The organism is Marinobacter halotolerans (genome assembly GCF_008795985.1).
Classification (GTDB): Bacteria; Pseudomonadota; Gammaproteobacteria; order Pseudomonadales; family Oleiphilaceae; genus Marinobacter; species Marinobacter halotolerans.
This window is the reverse complement of sequence record NZ_VMHP01000001.1, coordinates 859,885-882,943: the sequence shown is the minus strand read 5'-3', so window position 1 is coordinate 882,943 and position 23,059 is coordinate 859,885. Positions and strand designations below refer to the sequence as shown.

Genomic DNA, 23,059 nt, shown 5'->3' with positions numbered 1-23,059 from the left:
TAGGCACGTCCATTTCGACAATATTGCGTAATTAAACTAACTTTCAATGCTTTTCGGTTAGATTTCTGGGCATATCAGTCCAGCTGAATCGCATTTCTGTAATTAAGTTACGAGTCACCCGAAGCTGGGCGTCTGTCCCGTCTGTCCTCCGACATACCCTTCTGGACAAAGGTCTTGTGTTCATGGGCAGTCAAAACCGTGATCGTGTTCTATGCTTTGGAGATTCGATGCTGCACTTTTTATTCAAGCTTATGTTGAGCGCGTATAGCGGAGGTTTTGATGTACCAGGACGATGATCCCACAGAAACCAGTGAATGGCTGGATGCGCTGGAGTCGCTGATCGAACAGGAAGGTGTCGATCGTGCCAAATACATTCTTGAGCGGCTGTCAGAAAGAGCCAGTCGCGATGGCACCGAGTTGCCCTACTCGATCACCACACCTTTCCGGAACAGTATTCCCGTTACCCAGGAAGCCATGATGCCGGGCGACCTTTTCATGGAGCGCCGAATCCGGTCACTGATCCGCTGGAATGCCATGGCGATGGTCATGCGCGCCAATACGCGCCCGGGGGACCTTGGTGGTCATGTCTCTTCCTTTTCTTCCGCTGCCACCCTTTACGACGTGGGCTTCAACTACTTTTTCCACGGTGGCGATGACAAGCGCGAGGCTGATTGTGTCTATTTCCAGGGCCACTCGTCTCCGGGTATTTATGCGCGCTCCTTCCTGGAAGGGCGTTTTGAAGAAGAACAGTTGGACAAGTACCGCGAAGAAGTCGACGGTGGAGGGCTTTCCTCTTATCCCCATCCCTGGCTGATGCCGGATTATTGGCAGTTCCCCACTGTGTCGATGGGCCTTGGTCCGATCCAGGCGATTTATCAGGCCCATGTGATGAAGTACCTGCATAACCGTGAGCTCATCGATATGGGCGAGCGCAAGGTGTGGTGTTTCGTGGGTGATGGCGAATGTGACGAACCGGAAACTCTGGGCTCGATTTCCATGGCGGGCCGGGAGCATCTCAGCAACCTGATTTTCGTGGTGAACTGCAACCTGCAGCGCCTGGACGGCCCGGTGCGTGGTAACGGCAAGATCATCCAGGAACTCGAGGGTATCTTCCGCGGCGCTGGCTGGAACGTTCTCAAAGTGGTCTGGGGCCGCATGTGGGATCCGCTGTTTGAGAAAGACAAAGACGGTCTGATGCAGCGCGTGATGGACGAGGCGGTCGACGGCGAATTGCAGAACTTCAAGAGCAATGGCCCGGCCTATACCCGCAAAAACTTCTTCGGCAAGTACCCGGAGCTGTCCAAGCTGGTCGAGCATATGTCGGATGACGACATCAACCGGCTTAACCGGGGCGGTCACGACCCTTACAAAATCTATGCGGCTTATCACAAGGCGGTTAACGATCATGGCAACCGCCCGACCGTCATTCTGGCGCATACCGTGAAGGGCTATGGCTTCGGTTCCGCCGGTGAGGCGCAGAACACGGCGCACTCGCTCAAGAAGATGGATGTGGAGCAGCTGAAGGCTTTCCGTGACCGGTTTGCCATTCCCCTGAAAGACGATGAACTCAAGGATGTACCTTATTACCGGCCTGCGCCGGACAGCCCTGAGATGGTTTATATGAAGAAGCGTCGCCAGGAGCTGGGCGGGTTCTATCCCAAGCGTCGCAAGGATTGTCAGCCTTTGGAAACACCGCCGCTGGAGACCTTCAAGACGCTGCTGGAAGGCTCCAACGATCGTAAAATTTCCACCACCATGGCCTTTGTGCGGCTGTTGACTGCCTTGACCAAAGACAAGCGTATCGGCAAGCGGGTCGTCCCGATCGTGCCGGACGAGGCCCGTACGTTCGGTATGGAAGGCATGTTCCGGCAGTTGGGTATCTACACCTCGGAAGGCCAGAAGTACGTGCCGGAAGATCGTGATCAGATCATGTATTACAAGGAAGACAAAAAGGGTCAGGTGCTGGAAGAGGGCATCAATGAGGACGGTTCCATGGCGGCCTGGATTGCGGCAGCTACGTCCTACAGCACCAACAACTTTCCGCTGATTCCTTTCTACATTTTCTACTCGATGTTCGGGTTCCAGCGGGTGGGCGACCTTGCCTGGGCTGCCGGTGACATCCAGGCCAGAGGCTTCCTGATTGGCGGCACGGCCGGGCGCACGACGCTCAACGGTGAAGGCCTGCAGCACCAGGACGGTCACAGCCATGTGCTGGCGCATACCATTCCCAGCTGCCGCGCCTACGATCCGGCCTACGGCTATGAAATGGCCGTGGTGGTTCAGCGTGGTATCAAGGAAATGTTCGAAGACAACCAGAACGTTTACTACTACCTGACCATCGAGAATGAAAACTACGAGCAGCCTGCGATGCCGAAAACCAAGGGCATTGAAGACAGCATTATCAAGGGCATGTACCTGCTCGAGTCGGTGGAAACCAAAGGCAAGAAAAAGACGCCCCGTGTTCAGCTGATGGGGGCCGGTTCGATTCTCAACGAGGTTCGCGCCGCTGCCCGGTTGCTGAAGGATGATTTTGACGTGGCTAGTGATGTCTGGAGTGTGACCAGTTACAACGAACTGGCCCGCGACGGTCTGCACATCGAACGTTGGAACCGTCTGCATCCGGACGATACAGCCAAGAAGCCGTTCATTACCCAGTGTCTTGAGAAACAGCAGGGGCCGGTGGTGTCCTCTACCGACTACATCAAGCTGCTATCGGAGCAGGTCCGCGCCTACATTCCCAAGACCTACCTGACCCTGGGCACAGACGGGTACGGCCGCAGTGATACCCGCGAGAAACTCCGCAGCCACTTTGAGGTTGACCGCTACTACGTTGCGGTAACCGCACTGGCGGCACTTGCTCGCGATGAGGAGATTAAACAGGACGTGGTTCTCGACGCTATGCGCAAGTACGGAATCGATCGTAACAAAACGAACCCGGTGCTGGCTTAAGGAGACCGTCATGAGTGAACAGGAAATCAAGGTTCCGGATCTCGGCGGTGCGGATGAGGTCGAGGTTATAGAGATACTTGTCAGCAAGGGGGACTCGGTTGAGGAAGAAGATCCGATACTGACCGTCGAGTCTGACAAGGCATCGGTCGAGCTGCCTTCGCCTGGCGCCGGCAAGATCACCAAAATTACCGTGAAGGTTGGCGACAAGGTCAAAGAAGGCGATGTCGTCGGCATGATGGAAGCATCCGGCGGCGGCTCTGCTGATTCTGGTGAAGAGGCCAGCAGTGACGAGGGCGACGAAAAGGAGAAGAAATCCGAGGACGAAAAGTCAGCCGACAAAGAGGCCGAGGCTGACAAGTCGGAAGAGAAGAAGTCCGCTCCCAAGAAAAAGTCCGGCGGGTCGCGAACGGAGACGATCAAAGTCCCCGCGCTTGACGGTTTCGACAATGTGCCGGTTATCGAGATCAATGTCAGTGAGGGCGACGAGGTGCAGGCGGACGACCCGCTGGTCACCGTGGAGTCAGACAAGGCCACGATGGAGATTCCATCTCCTTACGCCGGCAAGATTGGCAAGGTACTGGTGTCTGAAGGGGACAAGATTTCCGAGGGCCATGACCTCGCCGAAATGACCATAACGGAAGAAGGCTCGGACAGTGATGACGAGTCTGAACCTGCCGCTGAAAAAGGCGAAGACAAGCCTGAGCAGTCTGGGTCTGACTCTGGGGCCGATAAGGGGGCGAAAAAGTCCTCCGATGAGCAGGCTGGCGATGGCGAGGCGAAGCCCGAACCGGCCTCTTCGACCTATGAGCCACCCTCGCCTGGCACCAAGGTGCATGCCGGCCCGGCGGTGCGCAAACTGGCACGGGAATTCGGCGCCGACCTGGCCCGGATCAAGGGCTCTGGCCCGAAAAGCCGGATTCTGAAAGACGACGTTCAGGCCTATGTTAAAGGTCAGCTTCAACAAACCCAGCAGGGCAGTGCCGTGGCAGGTGGCGGGGGCGCGGGTATTCCCGGCGTCAAGCTGCCGGACTTCAGCCAGTTCGGTGAGATCGAGCGGGAGTCCATGTCCCGCATGATGTTTGCCACGGCCAACAATATGCAGCGCAGCTGGCTGAATGTGCCCCATGTGACCCAGTTCGAGGATGCGGACATCACCGACATGGAGGATTTCCGCAAGGCGCAGAAGGCGGCAGGCGAGAAGAAGGGCGTGAAGATGACGCCGTTGCCTTTCCTGCTGAAGGCCTGTGCCACGGCGCTGGCAGAGTTGCCGCAGTTCAATGTGTCGCTGGACATGGAGCGCAAGGAGGTTATCCGCAAGAAGTTCATTCACATCGGTATTGCGGTGGATACGCCCAACGGATTGATGGTGCCGGTGATCAAGAATGTGGATCAGAAGGGTCTGTGGGAACTGGCGGCTGAAAGCGCGGAACTGGCGCAGAAGGCGCGGGACAAGCAGTTGAAGCCGGCAGAGATGCAGGGTGCCTGTTTTACCATTACCAGTCTGGGTGGCATTGGCGGTACGGCGTTTACGCCGATCGTGAATACGCCGGAGGTGGCGATTCTGGGTGTTTCCAAGGCGGCGATGAAGCCGGTTTGGGATGGCAAGGAGTTCCAGCCGCGGCTGATGTGTCCGCTGTCGCTGTCCTACGATCACCGGGCGGTGAATGGTGCCGATGCAGCGCGGTTTACTACCTTGCTCAGTCAGCTGCTGGGGGATATTCGCTCGCTACTGCTGTGATGCCTGTGAGTTTGGCCCCAGCCTTTTGGTTGGGTGCCGCGAAAAGCGTGCAGGACCCGGTTGAGAGCCGGTGAGCCATAAAAAAGCCCTGGCATGAAGCCAGGGCTTTTCCTGAGTTAACTTCTAGTCCGTTAGAAGTTGTATTGCCCTACAAACATCAGGCGGTTGGCATCGCCGTCGTCACCGTTCTGGTTCTCGGTGGACAGACGGGCGAATTCAACACCCATGTTTACCTTGCTAACAGGCGACCACTGGTAGTTCACAGCCAGCATGGAGTTGCTTTCTGCGGTAGTCGCGGGAGCTGCGTTGGCTGCAACAGCATCATCCAGGTCCTTCATGGTTGTGCCGTAGCCCAGGTTAATGGAGCGACCGCCGCCCAGGGACAGTTTGGCACCAATGTTGGCGCCATAAGTGGTGATGGTTTCCAGATCGCCGTTGGCGTCTGCATAAGCCTCAAAACCGCCGAAGTTCTCGCCGGAACGGTAGATGTAGTTCGCGGCACCATCCGAGTAGCTGACTGAGCCCATTACGCTGAACATATCGGTCAGTGCAATGTTGCCGGCCAAGAAAGTCGCGAAGCCAAGTGCGCTGTCGTCGTTGCCTGTTCCTGTTGCATCGTCGTAGGAGACTTGCTTGAGGAGAGCGCCGACAGAATACTTCATTCCACCTGCGCCATCTTCAAGACGCGCCGTGAAGACCGGGAGCCCGACCTTGTCACCGGCAGCGTTAGCGATGTTGTTAGAGCCGCGGCTGGTGTCGTCTTCAACCGAGAATGACAGCGGGCCGGTGGTGTAGCGTGCCTGAGTTATACGGCTCTGCAGCCCGGCACGGCCTGGCAGGTTGTCCCAGTCCAGAATCGATGGGTTACCCACGAAGCTGTGGAAGTTGGACCATTCCTGCCCCATCAGAACGCCGTTGTATTCGCCGTAGGCGCGACGCAGTCTTGGGGTAATCGTGCCGTCACGGTCAAAGTCCATCTCGACGCGAACCGTTACGCCTTCAGGACTGGTGGTGACCAGGCCCAGGCGGCTGCCTGTTGCATCCGCACCAAAGTGGCCGTCTGAGGTGTTGCCATTACCGACGGTAATGGCGTTGAACTGACCGGCGCGACCACCGGCAGAGATGTCTTCATCCATGTCGTATGCGGCTGCAAAGCGGGCGAAGCCGTAAAGGCTGGTCTTGTAATCACCGGTGCTTAGTTCTACCGCCATGGCCTGGCTTGCCATTGAACCACTGAGGACGAGGCCAATCGCAAACCCGAGTTTGTTGCGTGTCATCATTGCATTCTCCAAAATCTTGTTATTGTTGTGACGCATGTCAAATGTATGACGATTCAGCCACAAAGCAAGTGAATTATGTGACTGATAATACCAATGTCTAGGGCGAACAAAGCCCGTCACAGGGCCATCTACAGCGTCCAGAATGACGTATGATGTTGTTATGACAAAGCCTTCTGACTTGCTGCAAAAACAAACCTTCGCTTTTCTCGATATCGAAACGACCGGCGGAAATTCCTCACGGGACCGTATTACAGAAATCGGTATCCGGTTCTGGCAGGGCGGAGAAGTTGTCGGCGAGTGGCAGACACTGCTCAATCCGGAAGCCCGGATTTCGCCTTTCATCGAGCGGTTCACCGGCATTTCCAACGAAATGGTTGCTGATGCCCCCAGGTTCGAGGAAATCGCGGACGACCTGGAAGCGCAGCTCGAGGGCAAGGTCTTCGTTGCCCACAATGCACGCTTTGACTATGGCTTTATCAAGTCCGAGTTCCGCCGTCTTGGCCGGCTGTTTTCGGCGAAGGTACTCTGCACCGTCAAACTGTCCCGCAAGCTTTATCCGGAGTTCCGGCGCCACAATATGGATGCGTTGATTGCCCGCCACAACCTGGCCCAGGTGCAGCGCCATCGGGCCATGGGGGATGTGGCTGCCATGCTGGCCTTTTTCGAGCGGGCGCTGGCGGATCATGGGGCAGACTCCATGACCACAGCCCTGAATACACTGTTGCAGCGCCCCAGCATTCCGTCCCACCTTCCCACGGACATTCTCCATGATCTGCCCCGGGCGCCGGGGGTCTATCGTTTTTATGGCGAAAACGATGCGCTGCTTTACGTAGGCAAGAGCACCAACATTGCCCAACGCGTGGCGTCGCATTTCTCCGGCGACCACAACACCAGTCGCGGGGTGAGGATGTCGGAAAGTCTGCGGCGGGTGGACTGGACTGAAACCGCCGGCGAGCTGGGCGCGCTGCTGCTGGAGCTGAAGCAGATCAAGCAGATGAAACCGCTGTTCAACCGTCGTTCCCGGGCCGCCAAGAATCTTGTGAGCATTGAATTGACAGAGAACAGCGAGGGTTATCTTCAGGCTCGCCTGGTCCGGGAAATCGAGCCGCATCGGCTGGGGGACTATTTTGGCCTGTTCCGCAGCAAGAGGGACGCCGAGAACGCACTCAGTGGTATTGCGGCCAAAAACGACCTTTGCAACAAGCTGCTCGGGCTTGAGCCGGACCAGGCGGGTCCCTGTTTCCAGCGTACGCTCGGGCGCTGCAGGGGTGCCTGCGACGGTGGCGAGGACCGGGTGAAGTATAACCTGCGAATGCAGATTGCCTTTCACAACCTGCGTCTGAGAACCTGGCCCTGGAAGGGGCCGGTCGGGGTCGTCGAACGCAATCCGGAAAACGATCGGACGGATATCCTCATAGTCTACAATTGGATGCATGTGGCCACCGTGCATGACTATCAGGAGCTCGAGGATCTGTCACTGCGTAGCCAGGCGGTCACGTTTGATCTGGATTCCTACAGGCTGATCGCAAAAACCCTGATGGCTGGATCCAGGGAGCGTTCGCTGCAAATCATTGAGCTGGATGCTGTGGGTTCCCCGGATGTGATGATGCCCTGAGTGGCGTACTATAGTGTCAATGTTCCAGTTTCCTGTTCTGAGAGAATCCGATGAATAAACAGCCGGTCAGTCGCGAACTATTTGATGAAGTCATGGTGCCCAACTACGCCCCCGGGGCGGTGATTCCGGTCCGCGGGGAAGGTTCCCGGATCTGGGACCAGGAAGACCGCGAATTCATTGATCTTGCCGGTGGCATTGCGGTGACCTGCCTCGGGCATTCGCATCCGGGCCTGGTAGGCGCGTTGATGGAGCAGGCTGAGAAGCTCTGGCACCTGTCCAACGTGATGACGAACGAGCCCGCTTTGCGTCTGGCCAAGACACTTTGTGACCTGACTTTCGCGGAAAGGGTGTTTTTCGCAAACTCAGGTGGCGAAGCCAACGAGGCGGCCTTCAAACTGGCCCGGCGTTACAGTTGGCAGCATCACGGACCAGAGAAGCACGAGATCATTGCCTTCAAGAATGCTTTCCACGGGCGCACCCTGTTTACCGTCAGTGTGGGCGGGCAGCCCAAGTACCTGGAAGGCTTCGAGCCTGCTCCCGGCGGTATCCATCATGCGGACTTCAATGATCTGGAGTCTGTAAAGAAACTGATTTCCAAAGAGAAAACCTGCGCCGTGGTCGTGGAGCCGATTCAGGGTGAGGGCGGCGTCATGCCCGCCGATGAGGATTTCCTGAAGGGCCTGCGCGAGCTGTGTGACCAGCACAACGCCCTGCTGGTATTTGATGAAGTCCAGTCCGGTGTCGGGCGCACCGGTCATTTCTATGCCTATCAGAAATACGGTGTAACACCGGATATCCTGTCCACCGCAAAAAGCCTCGGTGGCGGGTTCCCGGTGGCTGCCATGCTGACAACCGCGGCGATCGCAGAGAGTCTGGGCGTGGGTACCCATGGCAGCACCTATGGCGGCAACGCGCTGGCTTGTGCCGTTGCCCAGCGGGTGGTTGATACCGTAAGCCAGGCCGACATCCTCAAGGGGGTGGCTGCCCGTTCCGACAAGCTGCGCAAGGGCATGATGGACATTGGTGAACGTTACGGGGTGTTCAGCGAGGTCCGCGGTGCCGGCCTGCTGCTGGGTTGTGTGATGACAGAAAAATGGCAGGGCAGGGCCAAGGAGTTTCTGGCGGCCGGCATCAAAGAAGGCGTTATGGTGCTTATTGCCGGTCCAAACGTCATCCGTCTGGCACCGTCCCTGATCATTCCTGAACCTGATATCGATGAGGCGCTGACCCGCTTTGAAGCGGCTGTGAAAACCGTTTGCAGTCAATAAGCCGATCATCCGATAACAAAAGGGAGCTGCCTATGTGGCTGGTGCGACCGGCTCAGCCGGGCGACCTTAAGGCAATTCTGGAGCTGGCCGGGGGTGTTGGACCCCGGCTGTCTTCAACCCTGCCCAGAAAAGACGAGGCGCTGGCGGAAAAGATTGAGCAGTCTGTCCGCGCCTTCGAAGGAACTGCTGACCCCGACGAAACCCTGCGTTTTCTGTTTGTACTGGAAGACACTGAAACCGGCGCGGTGCGCGGCGTTGCCGGCATCGATTCACGGGCAGGGCACGGGCAGCCTTTCTACAACTACCGACAGGATGCGCTGATCCATGCGTCCCACGAGCTTGGGGTCTCGCACCGGGTGGACGTTCTCTATCCGTCCCATGCCCTGACGGACCACACCCTGCTTTGCGCATTTACCATCGACCCGGAACTGCGGGGCACCGATGCATTCGAGCTGCTGTCCCGGGCCCGAATGATGTTTATTGCCAGCCACCGGGATCTGTTTACCGATCAGATCGTGGTGGAGATTCAGGGTGTGCAGACGGAGAACGGCGACGTTCCCTTCTGGGACAGCCTGGGGCGGCATTTTTTCAATATGGATTTTGAAACCGCCGACCAGCATTCCGGAGCCCTGAGCAAAACCTTTATTGCCGAGCTGATGCCGCCGAATCCCATCTACGTCACGCTGCTGACACCAGAGGCGCAGGCAGCCCTGGGCCAGGCCCATGAGAAAACCCGGGCAACCTATGAGCTGCTGCAGCGTGAGGGGTTCCGTGCGGGCGCCTACCTGGATATTTTTGATGCCGGGCCGGTACTGGAAGCCCGGACAGACAGCCTCAAGACAGTGGTTTCCAGCCTGCCTGGCACACTGCACGGTAGCGCTTCAAAAGAGGGCGACCTGTACCTGATTTGCGGGAATTCCCAGGCGCAGTTCCGGTGCACGATCAGTCCCATGACCGAAACCCTCTCCGGCGACGTCAAGGTGCCGGTCAGAACCTGGCATTGTCTTGGCCTGGACGCCGGTGGGCAGGTACGGGTGTCGCCGCTATGAACAGGACACCAGAACTCGGGAGATCGCCATGCTGTTAATTCGCCCTCTCCAGGAAAATGACCTGGAGGCGCTCTACGCCATGGCGCAATCGGCAGGCAAGGGTCTGACAACCCTGCCGGCAGATCGCGACCTTCTGCTGCGCAAGATCCGTCATGCCCGCGACACCTTTGATCAGCGTTGCGCCCCGGAAGCGGGGCTGTACCTGTTTGCGCTGGAAGATACCGAGCTGGAGCAGTGTGTGGGTATCAGTGGCATCCAGGCCCGGGTGGGTCTGGATGAGGTTTTCTATAATTACCGGTTGAGCGTGACCGTGAATGCCTCGCGGGAGTTGGGCGTGCATGTGCGGACCCCCACGCTGCATCTGTCCAACGATATGACCGACACCTCGGAGATCTGCTCGCTGCTGCTGTCCGATTCCCATCGCGGCGGTGGTAACGGTCTGCTGCTGTCCCGCTGCCGGTTCATGTTCCTGGACCATTTCCGCAAGCATTTTTCCGAAAAGGTGTTTGCCGAGATGCGCGGGGTGTCGGACAAGGATGGGCGTAGCCCGCTCTGGGATGCTCTGGGCCGTCGGTTTTTCGATATGGACTTTACCCAGGCGGATACCCTGTCGGGGCTGGGCAACAAATCCTTCATTGCCGAACTGATGCCCAAGTTCCCCATCTATCTGCCGATGCTGCCAGACGAGGCGCGGTCGGTGATCGGGCGGGTGCACGACAACACCGCCCCGGCCCTGAAAATGCTGCAGGCAGAGGGGTTCAACTTTAACGGGATGGTGGATATTTTTGACGGTGGACCGGTGGTTGAGGCGTTTGTTCACAACATTCGCACAGTGCGTGAATCCACTGACCGCATCGTGATGATCCGGTCCGGAAAATCCAGGGCAACAGCGGCACAACCGGCTGATTTGCCGAGGGGCGAAGAGGTTATGGTATGTAATGGTTCGTTCCGGAATTTCCGTGTTACCACCGTTCCGGCTGATTGCGTCAACATCGACACCATCTCCCTGACTGAGCCAGTGGCCCGGGCGCTGGAAGTCGAAGCTGGCGATAGGGTTCGGCTTGCACCCTTGAAGGATGCGGGGACGAATCCCAACAAGCATCATAGAGACATCAATCACGTCGGCAGGTCCTCCAAGGCCTGAATATCAGCAACCGGCAAGAGCAATAGGAGAATCTGTATGGGTAACCTCTCGGGTGACTTGTACATCGACGGACTGTGGATGCAGGGGCACGGTGAAGAATTTGAATCGGTGCAGCCGGTCACTGGGGAAGTGGTCTGGTCCGGTGTGGGTGCCAATTTCGAAGATATTGACGCGGCGGTACGGGAAGCCCGTGGTGCTTTCCCCCAGTGGCGGCGGACGCCGTTTAAAGACCGGCAGGCCATTATCGAGGCCTTCGGTAAACAGCTGGACGCCAACAAGGAAGAGCTGGCCCATCAGATAGGCCTCGAGACCGGAAAACCCCTGTGGGAATCCCGCACTGAAGTGGCGGCGATGATTGGCAAGATCGCAATTTCCATCAATGCCTATCACGACCGCACCGGTCACAGCGAGTCCGATGTTGCTGGCGGTCATGCTGTGCTCAGGCACCGGCCTCATGGCGTGGTCGCCATTTTCGGCCCCTATAATTTTCCGGGACACTTGCCGAACGGGCACATTGTCCCTGCGTTGCTGGCAGGCAATACGGTGGTTTTCAAACCCAGTGAGCTGACACCCGGCGTGGCAGAGATGACCGTGAAACTATGGGAGAAGGCGGGCCTGCCAGGCGGAGTGATCAATCTGATTCAGGGTGGCGCGGATACCGGTAAGGGGTTGTCGGGGCATCCCGGTGTCGACGGGCTGTTCTTTACCGGCAGTTCCACCGTTGGCCATCTGCTGCACAAACAGTTTGGCGGCCAGCCGGAGAAAATTCTCGCCCTTGAAATGGGTGGCAACAACCCGCTGATTGTTCAGGATGTGGCGGATATCGATGGTGCCGTGCATCATGCCCTGCAGTCGGCTTATCTTTCTGCCGGACAGCGCTGCACCTGCGCACGGCGCCTTCTGATTCCAGAGGGTGATCAGGGGGATCATTTCCTTCACCGGTTTGTCAGTGTGGTCAGCCAGATCACCGTGGGAGAGTTCGATGCAGACCCACAACCGTTTATGGGTTCGGTGATCTCTTCCGAGGCGGCGGATAAATTGCTGGATTCCCAGCAGAGCTTGCTTCAGAAAGGCGGCGAATTCCTGCTGGAAATGAAACGCCTGAAGGAAGACACGGGCCTGCTGTCGCCGGGTATTGTGGATGTGACCGGGCTTGAAATGGTCGACGAGGAATTTTTCGGTCCGTTGCTGACGGTTCACCGCTACCGGGATTTTGATCACGCGCTGGAGCTGGCCAACGACACCCGTTTTGGTCTGTCTGCGGGAATACTGACCGACGACCGGTTGCTCTATGAACGGCTGACCGAGGAGGTTCGCGCCGGCATCGTCAACTGGAACCGGCCGCTGACCGGTGCCAGCAGTGCCGCACCCTTTGGCGGCGTCGGTGCCAGTGGCAACCACCGGCCCAGCGCCTATTACGCGGCGGATTACTGTGCATGGCCGATGGCATCGCTTGAAGCCGAAAAAAGTGAAATGCCGGATTCCCTCGCACCGGGACTGAACTTCGACTAACGGAACCGATCATGGCCACACGCGCAGTAGAAGCCAATTTTGATGGCCTGGTAGGGCCGACCCACAACTACGCCGGATTGTCCTGGGGCAATGTGGCTTCCAAGTCCAATGTCCATGCGGTGTCCAATCCCAAAGAGGCGGCGTTGCAGGGTTTGGCCAAAATGAAGCAACTGGCGGACCGTGGCTATGTTCAGGGTGTGCTGCCCCCGCACGAGCGGCCGCACCTGCCCACACTCCGGTCGCTGGGTTTCAGGGGCACGGATGAAGAGGTGCTGCGCAAGGTTGCGAAAGAGCATCCTTCGCTACTGGCGGCGGTGTCCTCTGCCTCCACCATGTGGACAGCGAACGCGGCGACCGTATCCCCCAGCGCCGACACGGCGGATCACCGGGTGCATTTCACGCCCGCAAATCTCAGTGCCAAATTCCACCGGTCTATCGAGCATGCGGTCACCGGTCGGGCCCTGAGAGCCATGTTTGCGGATGACGCCTTCTTTGCACATCACCCGGCGCTGCCTTCGGTCAGCCAGTTCGGTGATGAAGGTGCGGCTAACCATACGCGGTTGTGCAATGGCTACGGCGACCCGGGCGTGGAGCTGTTCGTCTATGGCCAGGTGGCTTTCAACGAACGGGCTCCGGCACCGAAGCTCTATCCGGCACGGCAGACCCTTGAAGCCTCACAGGCCGTTGCTCGGCTCCATGGTCTGGATGACCGCAATGTCGTCTTTGCCCAGCAGAATCCGGAAGCCATCGATGCCGGCGTTTTTCACAATGACGTGATTGCCGTGGGTAATGGCAATACGCTTTTCTATCATGAGCTGGCCTTTTTGGATGAAGACCGGGTGCTGTCGGATATTCGCAGCCGTCTGAGCGGTGCCGAACTTGAAGCGGTTCGGGTCAGTCGACAGCAGGTGCCGCTGGATGATGCGGTGGCGTCCTATCTGTTCAACAGTCAGCTGTTGAACACCCCGGATGGCATGATGCTGGCGGTGCCCGGCGAATGCCGCGAAAACCGGACCGTCAGCCGCTACCTTGATGAACTGGTCGGCAGTGGTGGGCCGATTACCTCGGTGGAGGTGTTCGACGTCAAGCAGTCCATGCGCAATGGCGGCGGGCCTGCGTGCCTCAGGCTGCGGGTAGTGCTGAACGAAGAGGAACTGGGTGCCATGCATCGGGGCGTTTTGATGACGGACGCGCTCTATCAGCGCCTGATCACCTGGGTTGAAGCCCATTACCGTGACCGGCTGAGTCAGGAAGACCTGGGTGACCCCATGTTGCTGGAAGAGGTTCGCAAGGCGCTGGATGAGTTGAGCGGTATTCTCGGGCTGGGCTCGATCTACGACTTCCAGCTCTAGCACTTTCGCCCGTCCGCTAGGAAGCGATGGATGTGGTCAGCATATGCATGGTGTGGCGGATCAGTGATTCCGCGGGAATGTGGCTCTGGCTGCCGGTTGCATCCAGGGCCGCCTGCTCGCTCTGGCATAGCATGATGACCCCGTGCAGCGCCCCTCGGAGGTAGAGTGCGGTTTCAAGCGGATCATGAATCCTGTCGGCATTAATGGTGCCGTCTTCAATACCCAAGCGGATCGCGCCCACCATCAACCCCATCATCTCCGATTTTGAACACATCATGGCGTCCGCCTGCTCCTCATCGGCGCTGGCCATCGCGGTTGACGCGGTGGTCAGGTAGGTGAAGTAGTCCGGCTCTTCCCGGTAAAACTGGTAATAGGCATGGCCCATGGCGGTGATCTGTGCCAGCCCGGAGCCAGCGGTCGCCCTGGCTTCCTCGAAACGGCGGCACAGGCTCTGACCTGCCCTCAGCATGATTCCCCGCTGGATCGACGACTTGTCCTTGAAATAGACATACAGTAGCGCCCGGCTGAGATTGGCGGTACGGGCAATATCGTCCATGGACGTACGCTCGTAGCCCTTCTCGGAAAACACCAGTTCCGCTGCATCAAGAATAGCCTCGGCGCGGGCCTGTTTTTCTTTCTCTCTTCGGGTTTTCAGCGGTTCACTCATGGTTTTCCCGTGCTGGGTTGGCAAAAGTACTCGATAGAGTATAGCGGATAAGAACCGATTATTGACAATCTGTCAAAGAGTGACATGATGTCGATATCAAGGTTTTATTAAAGTGAAGAAAGGACTCTAAAAAAGCACTCTTTTAAAAGGAACCGACAGAATGACTATCCGGACCCCCCTGATTGCGTCATTGATGGCCGCGACGCTGGTACTGGTGGCGGGCTGTAAATCCACAGAGCCGCAGGCAGCACAGGGTAGCCAGGCGGTTGCGGTGCGTACGGCGGACGTGACCGGTGGTCAGACGGAGGGAATTCCTTTGCGGTTCTCGGGCATTGTGCAGGCGGCCCAGCGGGCGACGCTGACGTTTCAGGTCAGTGGCAATCTGGTAGAGCAGGCAGTGGAGCTGGGGCAGAAGGTCACCGCCGGTGATCTGCTGGCGCGAGTCTATAACCCCGGGCTTGAGCCCGCGCGGGATTCGGCGGCCGCCAGGCTGGACGAATTGCGCACGCAGTTCCAGCAGGCCCAGCGAGAGTGGGAACGCTCCCGCAGTCTGTACGAGCGCGGCGTTGTGTCGGAACAGACTCTGGAGCAGCTGGCCTCCCGCCGCGACAGTCTGCGGGCCAGCATGGCAACCGCGGAAGCCTCTCTGTCAGAGGCGACTCGTCTGCTTGAGGAAAGTGAACTGAGGGCACCGTTTGCCGGGCGGGTAGAGGCCTTGCTGGTCGAGCAGGACGAGTTCGTGGCTGCCGGCCAACCGGTGCTGAGACTTTCCTCACCCATGGGCCAGGAAGTGGAGGTCCGGGTTCCTGCCTACATTCTTGAACATGTCGCGGTGACCGACGAATTGCCGGTCTGGTCTGTTCAGGATCGCAACCGCGCAACAGTCACGGGGTCTGTGGTGGAAATCGCCCAGGCGGGCAGTGTAAGGGGCGAGCTGCACCCGATCCTGGTCAGTCTGCCGGCCAATACGCTGGAGCCGGGCGAGCCCGTTGAAGTGGGTATTACCCCGACTACCGTTACGGCCACCACCGTGCCCATACTGTCTGTGATGAAATCGAACGGCGGCGCCAGCGTGTTCCGCGTGGCAGACGGAATCGCGCTTCGGGTTCCGGTGACCGTCCAGCGGATCGTCGGGGAGCGGGTCGTGGTGGATTCCAGTGAACTCAGCGCCGGCGACCAGGTGATATACGCCGGCATGACCAAGGTGACCGACGGCGACGCCGTGGAGGTGCGCTGATGGCCTCCGACCCCTCGAAGACTCCGGACGAACGACAGACTTCCCGGCTGCTGAAATTCCAGCGACTGCTGGGCATGGTAGTGGTCATGATGTGCGTGCTGGGCATTGCCGCATACAGCACCATGCCCCGGCAGGAAGACCCTTCTTTCCCCTATCGGGCAGGACTGATTACCGTGAACTACCCCGGGGCCAGCGCCGAGGCGGTGAACCGTCTGGTGGTGGACCCGCTCTCTGAAGAGCTACTGCAGGTGGAAGAGCTGGACTGGACCCAGTCCACCGGCCGCACCGGTGTGGCGATATTCCGGCTGCGCCTGAACGACACCATTTATGAAACGGACGCCGCCTGGGACCGGGTTCGTCAGGCCATGGACCGTGCCCGCCTGGAGTTCCCGGATGATGTCGGGCAGATGGTACTGGATGATCGGCTTATCGATATTCCGGCCATTATTCTGGCCGTCAGCGGGGCCGCATCAATCTCGGAGCTCAGCGATGTGGCCGAGCGGCTCAAAGACAATCTTTCAGATCTCCGGGGTATGTCCCGGGTTGAACTGGAGGCAGACACCGAAGAGCAGGTGACCCTGGCGCTGGATGATGCGGCCATGTACCAGCTTGGCATCTCGCCGGCGCGGGTTCTGAACACTCTGGCCCAGCGTAACCAGACCATCCCCGGAGGGTATATTGTGTCTGAGGGGCGCCGGGTATCGGTGCTGCCCAACAGCGAATTCGTCAGTATCGACGCTATCCGTGCCACACCCATTGAGTTGCCCGATGGCTCCCAGGTGCCTCTGGCAGCCGCCGCCGATATCTGGCGTGGCCCTTCCGAGCCCCGCGAACCCGAAGCCTGGTATGACGGTGAGAGGGTCGTGCTGGTCTCGCTGTTCATGGAGGAAGGCTCAACCGACGCTATCCGTTTTGGTGAAAGGGTGCGGGAGCGCCTGGATCTGATTGAATCGGATTTCGCGCCCTATGAGATCCGGGAAATGTTCTTTCAGCCAGACAAGGTAGAGCAGCGCCTGGACAATCTGGCCTGGTCTCTGGTGTTTTCGGTGATCATCATCGTGGCGGTGGTGTTTACCGGTATGGGCATACGTATGGGGCTGCTGGTGGCGTCCATATTGCCGATGGTGGCGTTGATCAGCGTCGGGTTGTATGACCTGGGCGGCGGGGTACTCCATCAGATTGCCGTGATCGGTATGGTGATTTCGCTGGGTATCCTGATCGATAACGCCATCGTGATTGTTGAGAGCATTCAGGGCTACCTTGATGAAGGTATGAGACGGCTCGATGCCACTACGCGGGCGGTGAAGGAGTTGGCTGGCCCCCTCGGCGCTTCCACGGGCACCACGCTGGCGGCATTTGCGCCTCTGCTGCTTTCCAAGGGTGGCACCGCAGACTTCACCCGGGGTGTGCCGGTCATGGTGATGCTGACGCTGACGGTAAGCTACCTGCTGGCCATATCGGCGGTGCCCCTGTTGGCGGCCCGCTTCCTCAAACCCCGGCAGAGCGGCATGCGGGAAGACCGGCTGATTGGTTTTGCCCGTTCGTTGGGCACTCTGGTGGCAAAACGGCCGGGCCTGTTGATTCTGGCAGGCACACTGCTTGTGGGCATTAGTGTTGCCATGACGCCTTTCATGAAGAAACAGTTTTTCCCCAATGCCGACCGGCCCCAGGTCGTGGTTGAGCTCTATATGCCGGAGGGGACGGATCTGAAGCGTACTTCAGACGTGGCCGCCGATCTGGAGCGAGCCATCCGGAGCCGGGAGAACGCGCTGAAGATTCACCGGTTTACCGGTTTCACCGGGCCCAGCTTCTATTACAACCTGCAGCGGGAACCGAAAGCGCCCAATCGTGGCCGCATTGTGATTGAAACCCCTACGCTTGAAGACACCACCGAAATGGTGCGCTGGATTCGCGAACATGCCCGCACTGAGTTTCCGGAGCTGCAGGTGACGGTGGGCATTCTGGGGCAGGGGCCGCCGCGCCCGGCACCGGTAGAGATCCGGGTCTATCACGCCGATGATGAAACCCGGGCCAAAGCTGTAGAACAGGTCTTTTCTGCCTTGCGACGGGTAGAGGGCACGGTGGACGTTCGCCATAACCTGGATCCCGGGGTGCCCAGTATTTCGATCAACGTGGATGATGCTAGCGCGGCGCGTTTCGGGCTGAATCGTTCCGACGTGGCCCAGAGCCTATACGGCCAGAGCTTTGGCGTGGTGGCTGAACAGTATCGCCAGGAAAAGGACCCGATTCCGCTGGTGCTGCGCTCGCGGGAGGGTGTCAATCTGTCCTTGTCACGCCTGCTGTCGATCAATGTCTATAACGACCGTGGAGAGGCGGTTCCGCTATCTGCCATTGCCTCAGTGGATACTGCCTGGGAATCTGCCGCGCTCTATCAGCGCAACGGCACCCGGATGAATACGGTCTGGTCAAACCTGCTGGTGGGCTACAGCTTCAGTCAGGCCCTGGAAGGGCTGAATGCCTCGCTGGCGGACAATCCGCTGCCGCCGGGAACCCGGCTTGCAATGGGCGGTGATGCCGAAGGCTCGGGCGAGGCCAACGATGCCCTGATGACCACAGCGCCCATCGGCGTGCTGCTGTTGCTGTTCTTCCTGTTGCTGCAGTTCAATTCCTTCCGGAGGGTGGGCATTATTCTGTTGACCGTACCGCTGGCAACCGTGGGCATATTCCCTGGCCTGGTGCTGTCCGGCTCGCCCTTCGGCTTTCAGTCTTTGCTGGGGGTTATCGCGCTGGTGGGCATTGTGGTGAACAATGCCATTGTTTTGCTGGATGTGATGGACCGGAAGCTGGAGCAGGGCGATGCGATCCGGGATGCGGTCCGCAAGGCGGTGGAACAGCGTACGCGTCCGATTCTGCTGACCACGGCCACCACGGTTGCTGGTCTTTTGCCCCTGGCGTTCTCGAGCTCGACGCTCTGGCCGCCCATGGCCTGGGCCATTATTTCCGGGCTGCTGGCGTCCACGGTTCTTACGCTTCTGGTGGTGCCTTCCGTCTGCATTTACCTGATCAAGAGCAGGGTGGCCGATCCGGTCAACGCACCCGCCTGACCATCAGGCCGACGCGCTGGCCAACCGGCACCTGACGATTGGGGAAAATGATCGCCTCGGGAGTGTCGCCCACCGCGTAGTGGGTGGTGCTGTCTTCCCAGATCACGGTGCCGGGCTGGTAGTCGGTAAAGTTGGCGACATCGTCCGGCACGTGGAATCGGAAATCCTCACCGGTGTTGATGATCTCATGGACCACCTCAAACAGGGCTGGCTGCTCCGGGGTGACCGTATCCGGTGGCGGCTCGCCCTTGAAGCGGCGGCGAAGTGCATCGCGGATGCCGCTAAAACTCTGCAGGTCGTTCTGGCCAAAGGGCCTGACCTTGCCCAGCTCTACCGTAAAGCTCTCTGCCCCCAGTTCCGCTGACGAGAAGGCCGCAAAGGTTGTGCCTTCCCGGTGCTGTAGCAGCAGCGTTTTCACGTCGGCTTCCAGCAGAAATTTGGTTTGTGCATCTGGAAGCTGCCTGCCTGGCACAAACGGATAGAGCGCAAATTTCTCATGCAACGACGGACGAATGGCGGTATGCAGGTCATAGTGGCTAAGGCCGTCAGGATGTCGCTGGGCGAAAGCTTTGCAGGCGTCCTCAAGCCGCCGCGCGCGTTCGGCTTCGGGCAGGTTGGCGTATTCCGGTTTCTGGTGCGCGCCGCTGAAAAGGCGGTTCAGGTTAACGTCCATGAACCGATCGCCCAGATCAATCGCCAGCGGGTTGCCCAGAATCAACAATGCCGGGCAGGCCAGGTTCCAATGCCCCTCAAGCAGCTCATCAACCAGACCGTTGAGCACTTCAATGGGGGCGGTTTCGTTACCATGGATGCCGGCCGATACGATTAGCGCCTCGCCATTGGGGTTGGGGCGATCGGGTGGAGGGGTCAGGTATAGCAGACCGGCATCCTGCAACTGAACGCCGGTACCGTCGCTCATCACCACGATTTTCTCGTCGGTCACCCGAGTTGTGGACGAAGTCGTATGGGAGAGCCAGTCCAGGCTGGCACCGAAAAGCTGTTGTTTGACCGACATAATGCTCCGGTTCTAGCTGCTTACAGGGCGCTGATGGCGCAGCAGGTGGTTTTCCAGTTTGCGGAAGACAAACACCAGAATGAACGTCAGCACCATGTAGATCAGTGCCACGAATATGAAAGCGTCGAACGGTGCGTAGAACCGGGAATAGATAACCCGGGCGGCACCGGTGAGGTCCATCAGCGTCACCACGCTGGCGATGGCACTAGAGTGCAGCATGAAGATTACTTCGTTCGAATAGGCCTGCACAGCACGGCGGGCGGCGCTGGGCAGTACGATTCTGCGCATGCGCATGGCCCAGTTCATGCCGTAGGCCTTGGCCGCTTCGATTTCGCCGTTCGGTGTGGCCACAATGGCGCCGCGGATGATCTCCGTGGTGTAGGCGGCAGTGTTGAGGGTGAACGCCAGTAACGCCGGGTAGAAGGCCTCACGGAAAATATCCCACCAGAAGGTCTGCTGAATGCCGTGGATCTGCGCAATGCCGTAGTAAATGATGTACAGCTGAATCAGCAGCGGCGTGCCACGGAACACATAGGTAAACAGCCAGACGGGGCCGTTGATCAGCGGGTTTTTCGAGGTGCGCATAATCGCCAGGGGCACGGCCAGAAACAGCCCCAGAATCAGCGACAGGAACACCAGGTGCACGGTAGTCACCAAGCCATCCCAGTAGACCATCAGGGTTGTGGCGGTAAAAATCTCATTACTGCTAAACAGTTCCGTCAGAAATTCCGGCATGGCCTAGCTCCCCTGCACCACGCCGGCATTGGCGCGTTTGTTAAGCCAGCGAATGAAGAGCTCCGAGCAGGCTGTCAGGCTCAGATACACAAATGCGACAGGGATAAAGAAGTGGAAGGGCATGCGTTCCGCCTTGGCCGCCTCTTCGGCAACGCGCACCATATCCGTCAGCCCGATAATGGACACCAGGGCCGTGGTTTTGAGCAGAACCTGCCAGTTATTGCCAATACCCGGCAGCGCGTGGCGCAGCATCTGCGGGAAAATAATCCGGCGAAAGGTGTGCCAGCGGGTAAAGCCGTAGGCACGCGCCGCTTCTATCTGGCCGCTTTCGACTGCCAGAAAGGCGCCCCGGAAGGTTTCGGTCATATAGGCTCCGAAGATCAGGCCTATCGTGATCGTGCCGGAGATAAAAGGATCGAACTGGAAGAAAAAGTCGATTTCGTAGGCCTGCCAGATCATATCCGAGAGTGCGTTTACCGTTACCTGGCCGCCGTAGTAGAACAGCATCATCATGACCAGATCCGGTACACCACGTATCAGGGTGGTGTAAGTGGTCGCGATGCCGACGGCAACACGGCTGTTTGATAGTTTGGCAGAGGCGCCGATCAGACCCAGGGCCAGCGCCAGAGCCAGAGAGAGGAAGGCCAGTTCGATGGTAATAATGGCACCGTCCAGAAGTTCGGGGCCATAGCCTTTCAGGTCGATCATGAAAAGGGTCCGGTCGGTTGGGGTGGCCAGAATGGCCACCCCAGGCCTGATTTACATCTTGATGTCGTAGTTGAAGTATTCGTTCATGATGGCATCGTAAGTGCCATTGTCTTTCAGAGTCCGGAGCGCGGCATTCACTTCCTCGGCCAGCTCTTTGTCGCGCTTGCGCATGGCAACACCAACACCTTCGCCAAGTTTGACCGGCTCGCCGACTTCAATAAAACCTTCCTTCGACAGGATGGTCTGCTCACCCACCGGGTAGTCTACAAACACAACGTCTAGACGCTCGCCTTCCAGGTCCAGAACCATGTCGTCGGCGGTGGTGTAACGCTTGATGGTAACGACGCCGCCCATGTTTTCGGTGACGTAGGTGTCCATGGTGGTGCCGCGCTGAACGCCCACAACTTTGCCTTCCATCGCGTCCATATTGGTCACGTCGGTGTCGAAGCCTTCACGGGCGAACCAGCCGCCAGGGGTGTTGTAGTAGGGCTCTGAAAACAGAACTCGCTCGGCGCGTTCCGGAGTTATGGACATGGAAGACATGATCAGGTCGAACTTCCGTGCCAGAAGGCCGGGAATCATGCCGTCCCACGCCTGGATAACAAACTCGCAGTTGGCATCCATTTCCTTGCACATGGCTTCGGCCAGTTCCACTTCAAAGCCGGTCAGGTTGCCATTTTCGTCTTTGTATTCAAAAGGCGCGTAGGGCACATCAAAGGCGATGCGAAGATTCTGTTCCTGGGCCTGGGCAGCGCCTGTCATCATGGTAAGTGCTGCCAGGGCAACACCTGCTGCAAAAATCATTTTTCTCATGAGTCACTTCTCCAATCGTTATTGCCTTGTGGGCTTTATTATCGACAGTAGTCTGCCTTATTGCTTTTCGCTGTCTGCTTTCAAGATAGCACTGCAGATCAGAACTTGGGAGCGAGAAACTGCTTCATCCGTTCTGAGTCCGGATTGTCGAAGACCTTATCCGGCGTGCCTTGCTCCTCAATCACTCCCTGATGCAAGAACAGGACCTGAGACGACACATCCCTTGCAAAACCCATTTCATGGGTCACCACGATCATGGTGCGCCCCTCTTCTGCAAGATTCTGCATAACCCGCAGAACCTCGCCTACCAGCTCGGGGTCAAGAGCTGAAGTAGGTTCGTCGAACAGCATGACTTCCGGCTCCATGGCCAGTGCCCGGGCAATGGCTGCCCGCTGCTGCTGTCCGCCCGACATCTGCGCCGGGTAGTAGTCCTTGCGTTCATAGATGCCGACCTTGTTGAGATAGGCTTCCGCCCGCTCAATGGCTTCTTTTTTCGGTACGCCCAGAACATGAATCGGTGCTTCGGTAATGTTTTCCAGAACGGTCATGTGTGACCACAGGTTGAACCCCTGAAACACCATGGAAAGCTTGGCGCGAATCAGTTCCACCTGCTTGTTGTCTGCCGGAATGCGCTCGCCCTTGCGGTTGTTGGTGAACCGGATCGGGTCACCGTGCACAATAATGTCGCCTGACGTGGGGGTCTCGAGCATATTGATGCAGCGCAGAAACGTGCTCTTGCCAGAACCGGAACTTCCGATCAGCGAGACAACGTCACCCTTTCGGGTTTCCAGTGAAATGCCTTTGAGCACTTCAAGCTGGTCAAAGGTCTTGTGAATATCCCTGCAGATCAAAGGCGCTGATTCCGCCATGGGGAGCTCCTGCGGCTGTCTGTGAAAGGCCAATGTTTTACGG

Annotated in this window: 17 protein-coding genes; 10 read left to right on the top strand and 7 right to left on the bottom strand. The window is 58.3% G+C overall.

Features of this window, described 5'->3' with window-relative positions:
• Positions 1 to 279: 279 nt before the first annotated feature.
• Entirely contained in the window at positions 280 to 2,949 is a 2,670-nt protein-coding gene (aceE, locus tag FPL19_RS04155; RefSeq protein ID WP_150910883.1) for a pyruvate dehydrogenase (acetyl-transferring), homodimeric type, read from the top strand.
• A gap of 10 nt (positions 2,950 to 2,959) precedes the next feature.
• Positions 2,960 to 4,687 carry a dihydrolipoyllysine-residue acetyltransferase gene (aceF, locus tag FPL19_RS04150; RefSeq protein WP_150910881.1) on the top strand — a complete coding sequence of 576 codons (1,728 nt, stop codon included), beginning with the start codon at positions 2,960 to 2,962 and terminating at the stop codon, positions 4,685 to 4,687.
• A 131-nt stretch (positions 4,688 to 4,818) separates the two neighbouring features.
• Here aceF and FPL19_RS04145 read toward each other — a convergent pair whose 3' ends face one another.
• A complete protein-coding gene (locus FPL19_RS04145) occupies positions 4,819 to 5,967 on the bottom strand; it encodes a DcaP family trimeric outer membrane transporter (protein ID WP_225314283.1) in 1,149 nt (382 codons plus the stop codon).
• A gap of 160 nt (positions 5,968 to 6,127) precedes the next feature.
• Between FPL19_RS04145 and FPL19_RS04140 the strand changes: the two genes are divergently transcribed.
• Genes FPL19_RS04140 through astB form a run of 6 tightly spaced genes read left to right on the top strand, consistent with a single transcriptional unit; the run spans position 6,128 to position 13,907 of the window.
• Positions 6,128 to 7,582, top strand: a complete 1,455-nt coding sequence (locus FPL19_RS04140) for an exonuclease domain-containing protein (protein ID WP_150910879.1) — start codon at positions 6,128 to 6,130, stop codon at positions 7,580 to 7,582.
• Between the two features lie 50 nt (positions 7,583 to 7,632).
• Complete coding sequence (locus tag FPL19_RS04135; protein ID WP_150910877.1) at positions 7,633 to 8,850, top strand: aspartate aminotransferase family protein; 1,218 nt, start codon at positions 7,633 to 7,635, stop codon at positions 8,848 to 8,850.
• 32 nt (positions 8,851 to 8,882) lie between these two features.
• Entirely contained in the window at positions 8,883 to 9,899 is a 1,017-nt protein-coding gene (locus tag FPL19_RS04130) for an arginine N-succinyltransferase (RefSeq protein ID WP_150910875.1), read from the top strand.
• Positions 9,900 to 9,927: 28 nt separating this feature from the next.
• On the top strand, positions 9,928 to 11,043 hold the full coding sequence (gene astA, locus FPL19_RS04125) for an arginine N-succinyltransferase (protein WP_150910873.1): 1,116 nt from the start codon (positions 9,928 to 9,930) through the stop codon (positions 11,041 to 11,043).
• A 36-nt stretch (positions 11,044 to 11,079) separates the two neighbouring features.
• Complete coding sequence (astD, locus tag FPL19_RS04120) at positions 11,080 to 12,555, top strand: succinylglutamate-semialdehyde dehydrogenase (protein WP_150910871.1); 1,476 nt, start codon at positions 11,080 to 11,082, stop codon at positions 12,553 to 12,555.
• Positions 12,556 to 12,566: 11 nt separating this feature from the next.
• Positions 12,567 to 13,907, top strand: a complete 1,341-nt coding sequence (gene astB / locus FPL19_RS04115) for an N-succinylarginine dihydrolase (RefSeq protein WP_150910869.1) — start codon at positions 12,567 to 12,569, stop codon at positions 13,905 to 13,907.
• Positions 13,908 to 13,923: 16 nt separating this feature from the next.
• Here astB and FPL19_RS04110 read toward each other — a convergent pair whose 3' ends face one another.
• The gene (locus FPL19_RS04110) at positions 13,924 to 14,574 is read right to left on the bottom strand and encodes a TetR/AcrR family transcriptional regulator (protein WP_150910867.1); all 651 of its coding nucleotides are present in this window, start codon (positions 14,572 to 14,574) and stop codon (positions 13,924 to 13,926) included.
• A gap of 160 nt (positions 14,575 to 14,734) precedes the next feature.
• Here FPL19_RS04110 and FPL19_RS04105 point away from each other — a divergent pair, with 160 nt between their 5' ends.
• Both FPL19_RS04105 and FPL19_RS04100 read left to right on the top strand, forming a co-directional pair.
• Positions 14,735 to 15,811 (top strand): efflux RND transporter periplasmic adaptor subunit, encoded by a 1,077-nt coding sequence (locus FPL19_RS04105; RefSeq protein WP_150910865.1) that lies wholly within the window; start codon positions 14,735 to 14,737, stop codon positions 15,809 to 15,811.
• A complete protein-coding gene (locus tag FPL19_RS04100; RefSeq protein WP_150910863.1) occupies positions 15,811 to 18,876 on the top strand; it encodes an efflux RND transporter permease subunit in 3,066 nt (1,021 codons plus the stop codon). Before FPL19_RS04105 ends, FPL19_RS04100 begins: the two co-directional genes overlap by 1 nt.
• Here the strand turns inward: FPL19_RS04100 and FPL19_RS04095 are convergent.
• The 5 genes from FPL19_RS04095 to FPL19_RS04075 all read right to left on the bottom strand — a co-directional run bounded on the left by FPL19_RS04095 (position 18,860) and on the right by FPL19_RS04075 (position 23,016).
• On the bottom strand, positions 18,860 to 19,891 hold the full coding sequence (locus tag FPL19_RS04095) for a succinylglutamate desuccinylase (protein WP_150910861.1): 1,032 nt from the start codon (positions 19,889 to 19,891) through the stop codon (positions 18,860 to 18,862). The two genes, FPL19_RS04100 and FPL19_RS04095, sit on opposite strands and share 17 nt — an antisense overlap.
• Positions 19,892 to 19,903: 12 nt before the next feature.
• Positions 19,904 to 20,626: an ABC transporter permease gene (locus tag FPL19_RS04090; RefSeq protein WP_150910859.1), complete on the bottom strand. Its 723-nt coding sequence runs from the start codon at positions 20,624 to 20,626 to the stop codon at positions 19,904 to 19,906.
• A 3-nt stretch (positions 20,627 to 20,629) separates the two neighbouring features.
• Positions 20,630 to 21,334: an ABC transporter permease gene (locus tag FPL19_RS04085; protein WP_150910857.1), complete on the bottom strand. Its 705-nt coding sequence runs from the start codon at positions 21,332 to 21,334 to the stop codon at positions 20,630 to 20,632.
• A 51-nt stretch (positions 21,335 to 21,385) separates the two neighbouring features.
• A complete protein-coding gene (locus tag FPL19_RS04080; protein WP_150910855.1) occupies positions 21,386 to 22,147 on the bottom strand; it encodes a transporter substrate-binding domain-containing protein in 762 nt (253 codons plus the stop codon).
• A gap of 98 nt (positions 22,148 to 22,245) precedes the next feature.
• Positions 22,246 to 23,016 carry an ABC transporter ATP-binding protein gene (locus tag FPL19_RS04075; protein WP_150910853.1) on the bottom strand — a complete coding sequence of 257 codons (771 nt, stop codon included), beginning with the start codon at positions 23,014 to 23,016 and terminating at the stop codon, positions 22,246 to 22,248.
• Positions 23,017 to 23,059: the final 43 nt, after the last annotated feature.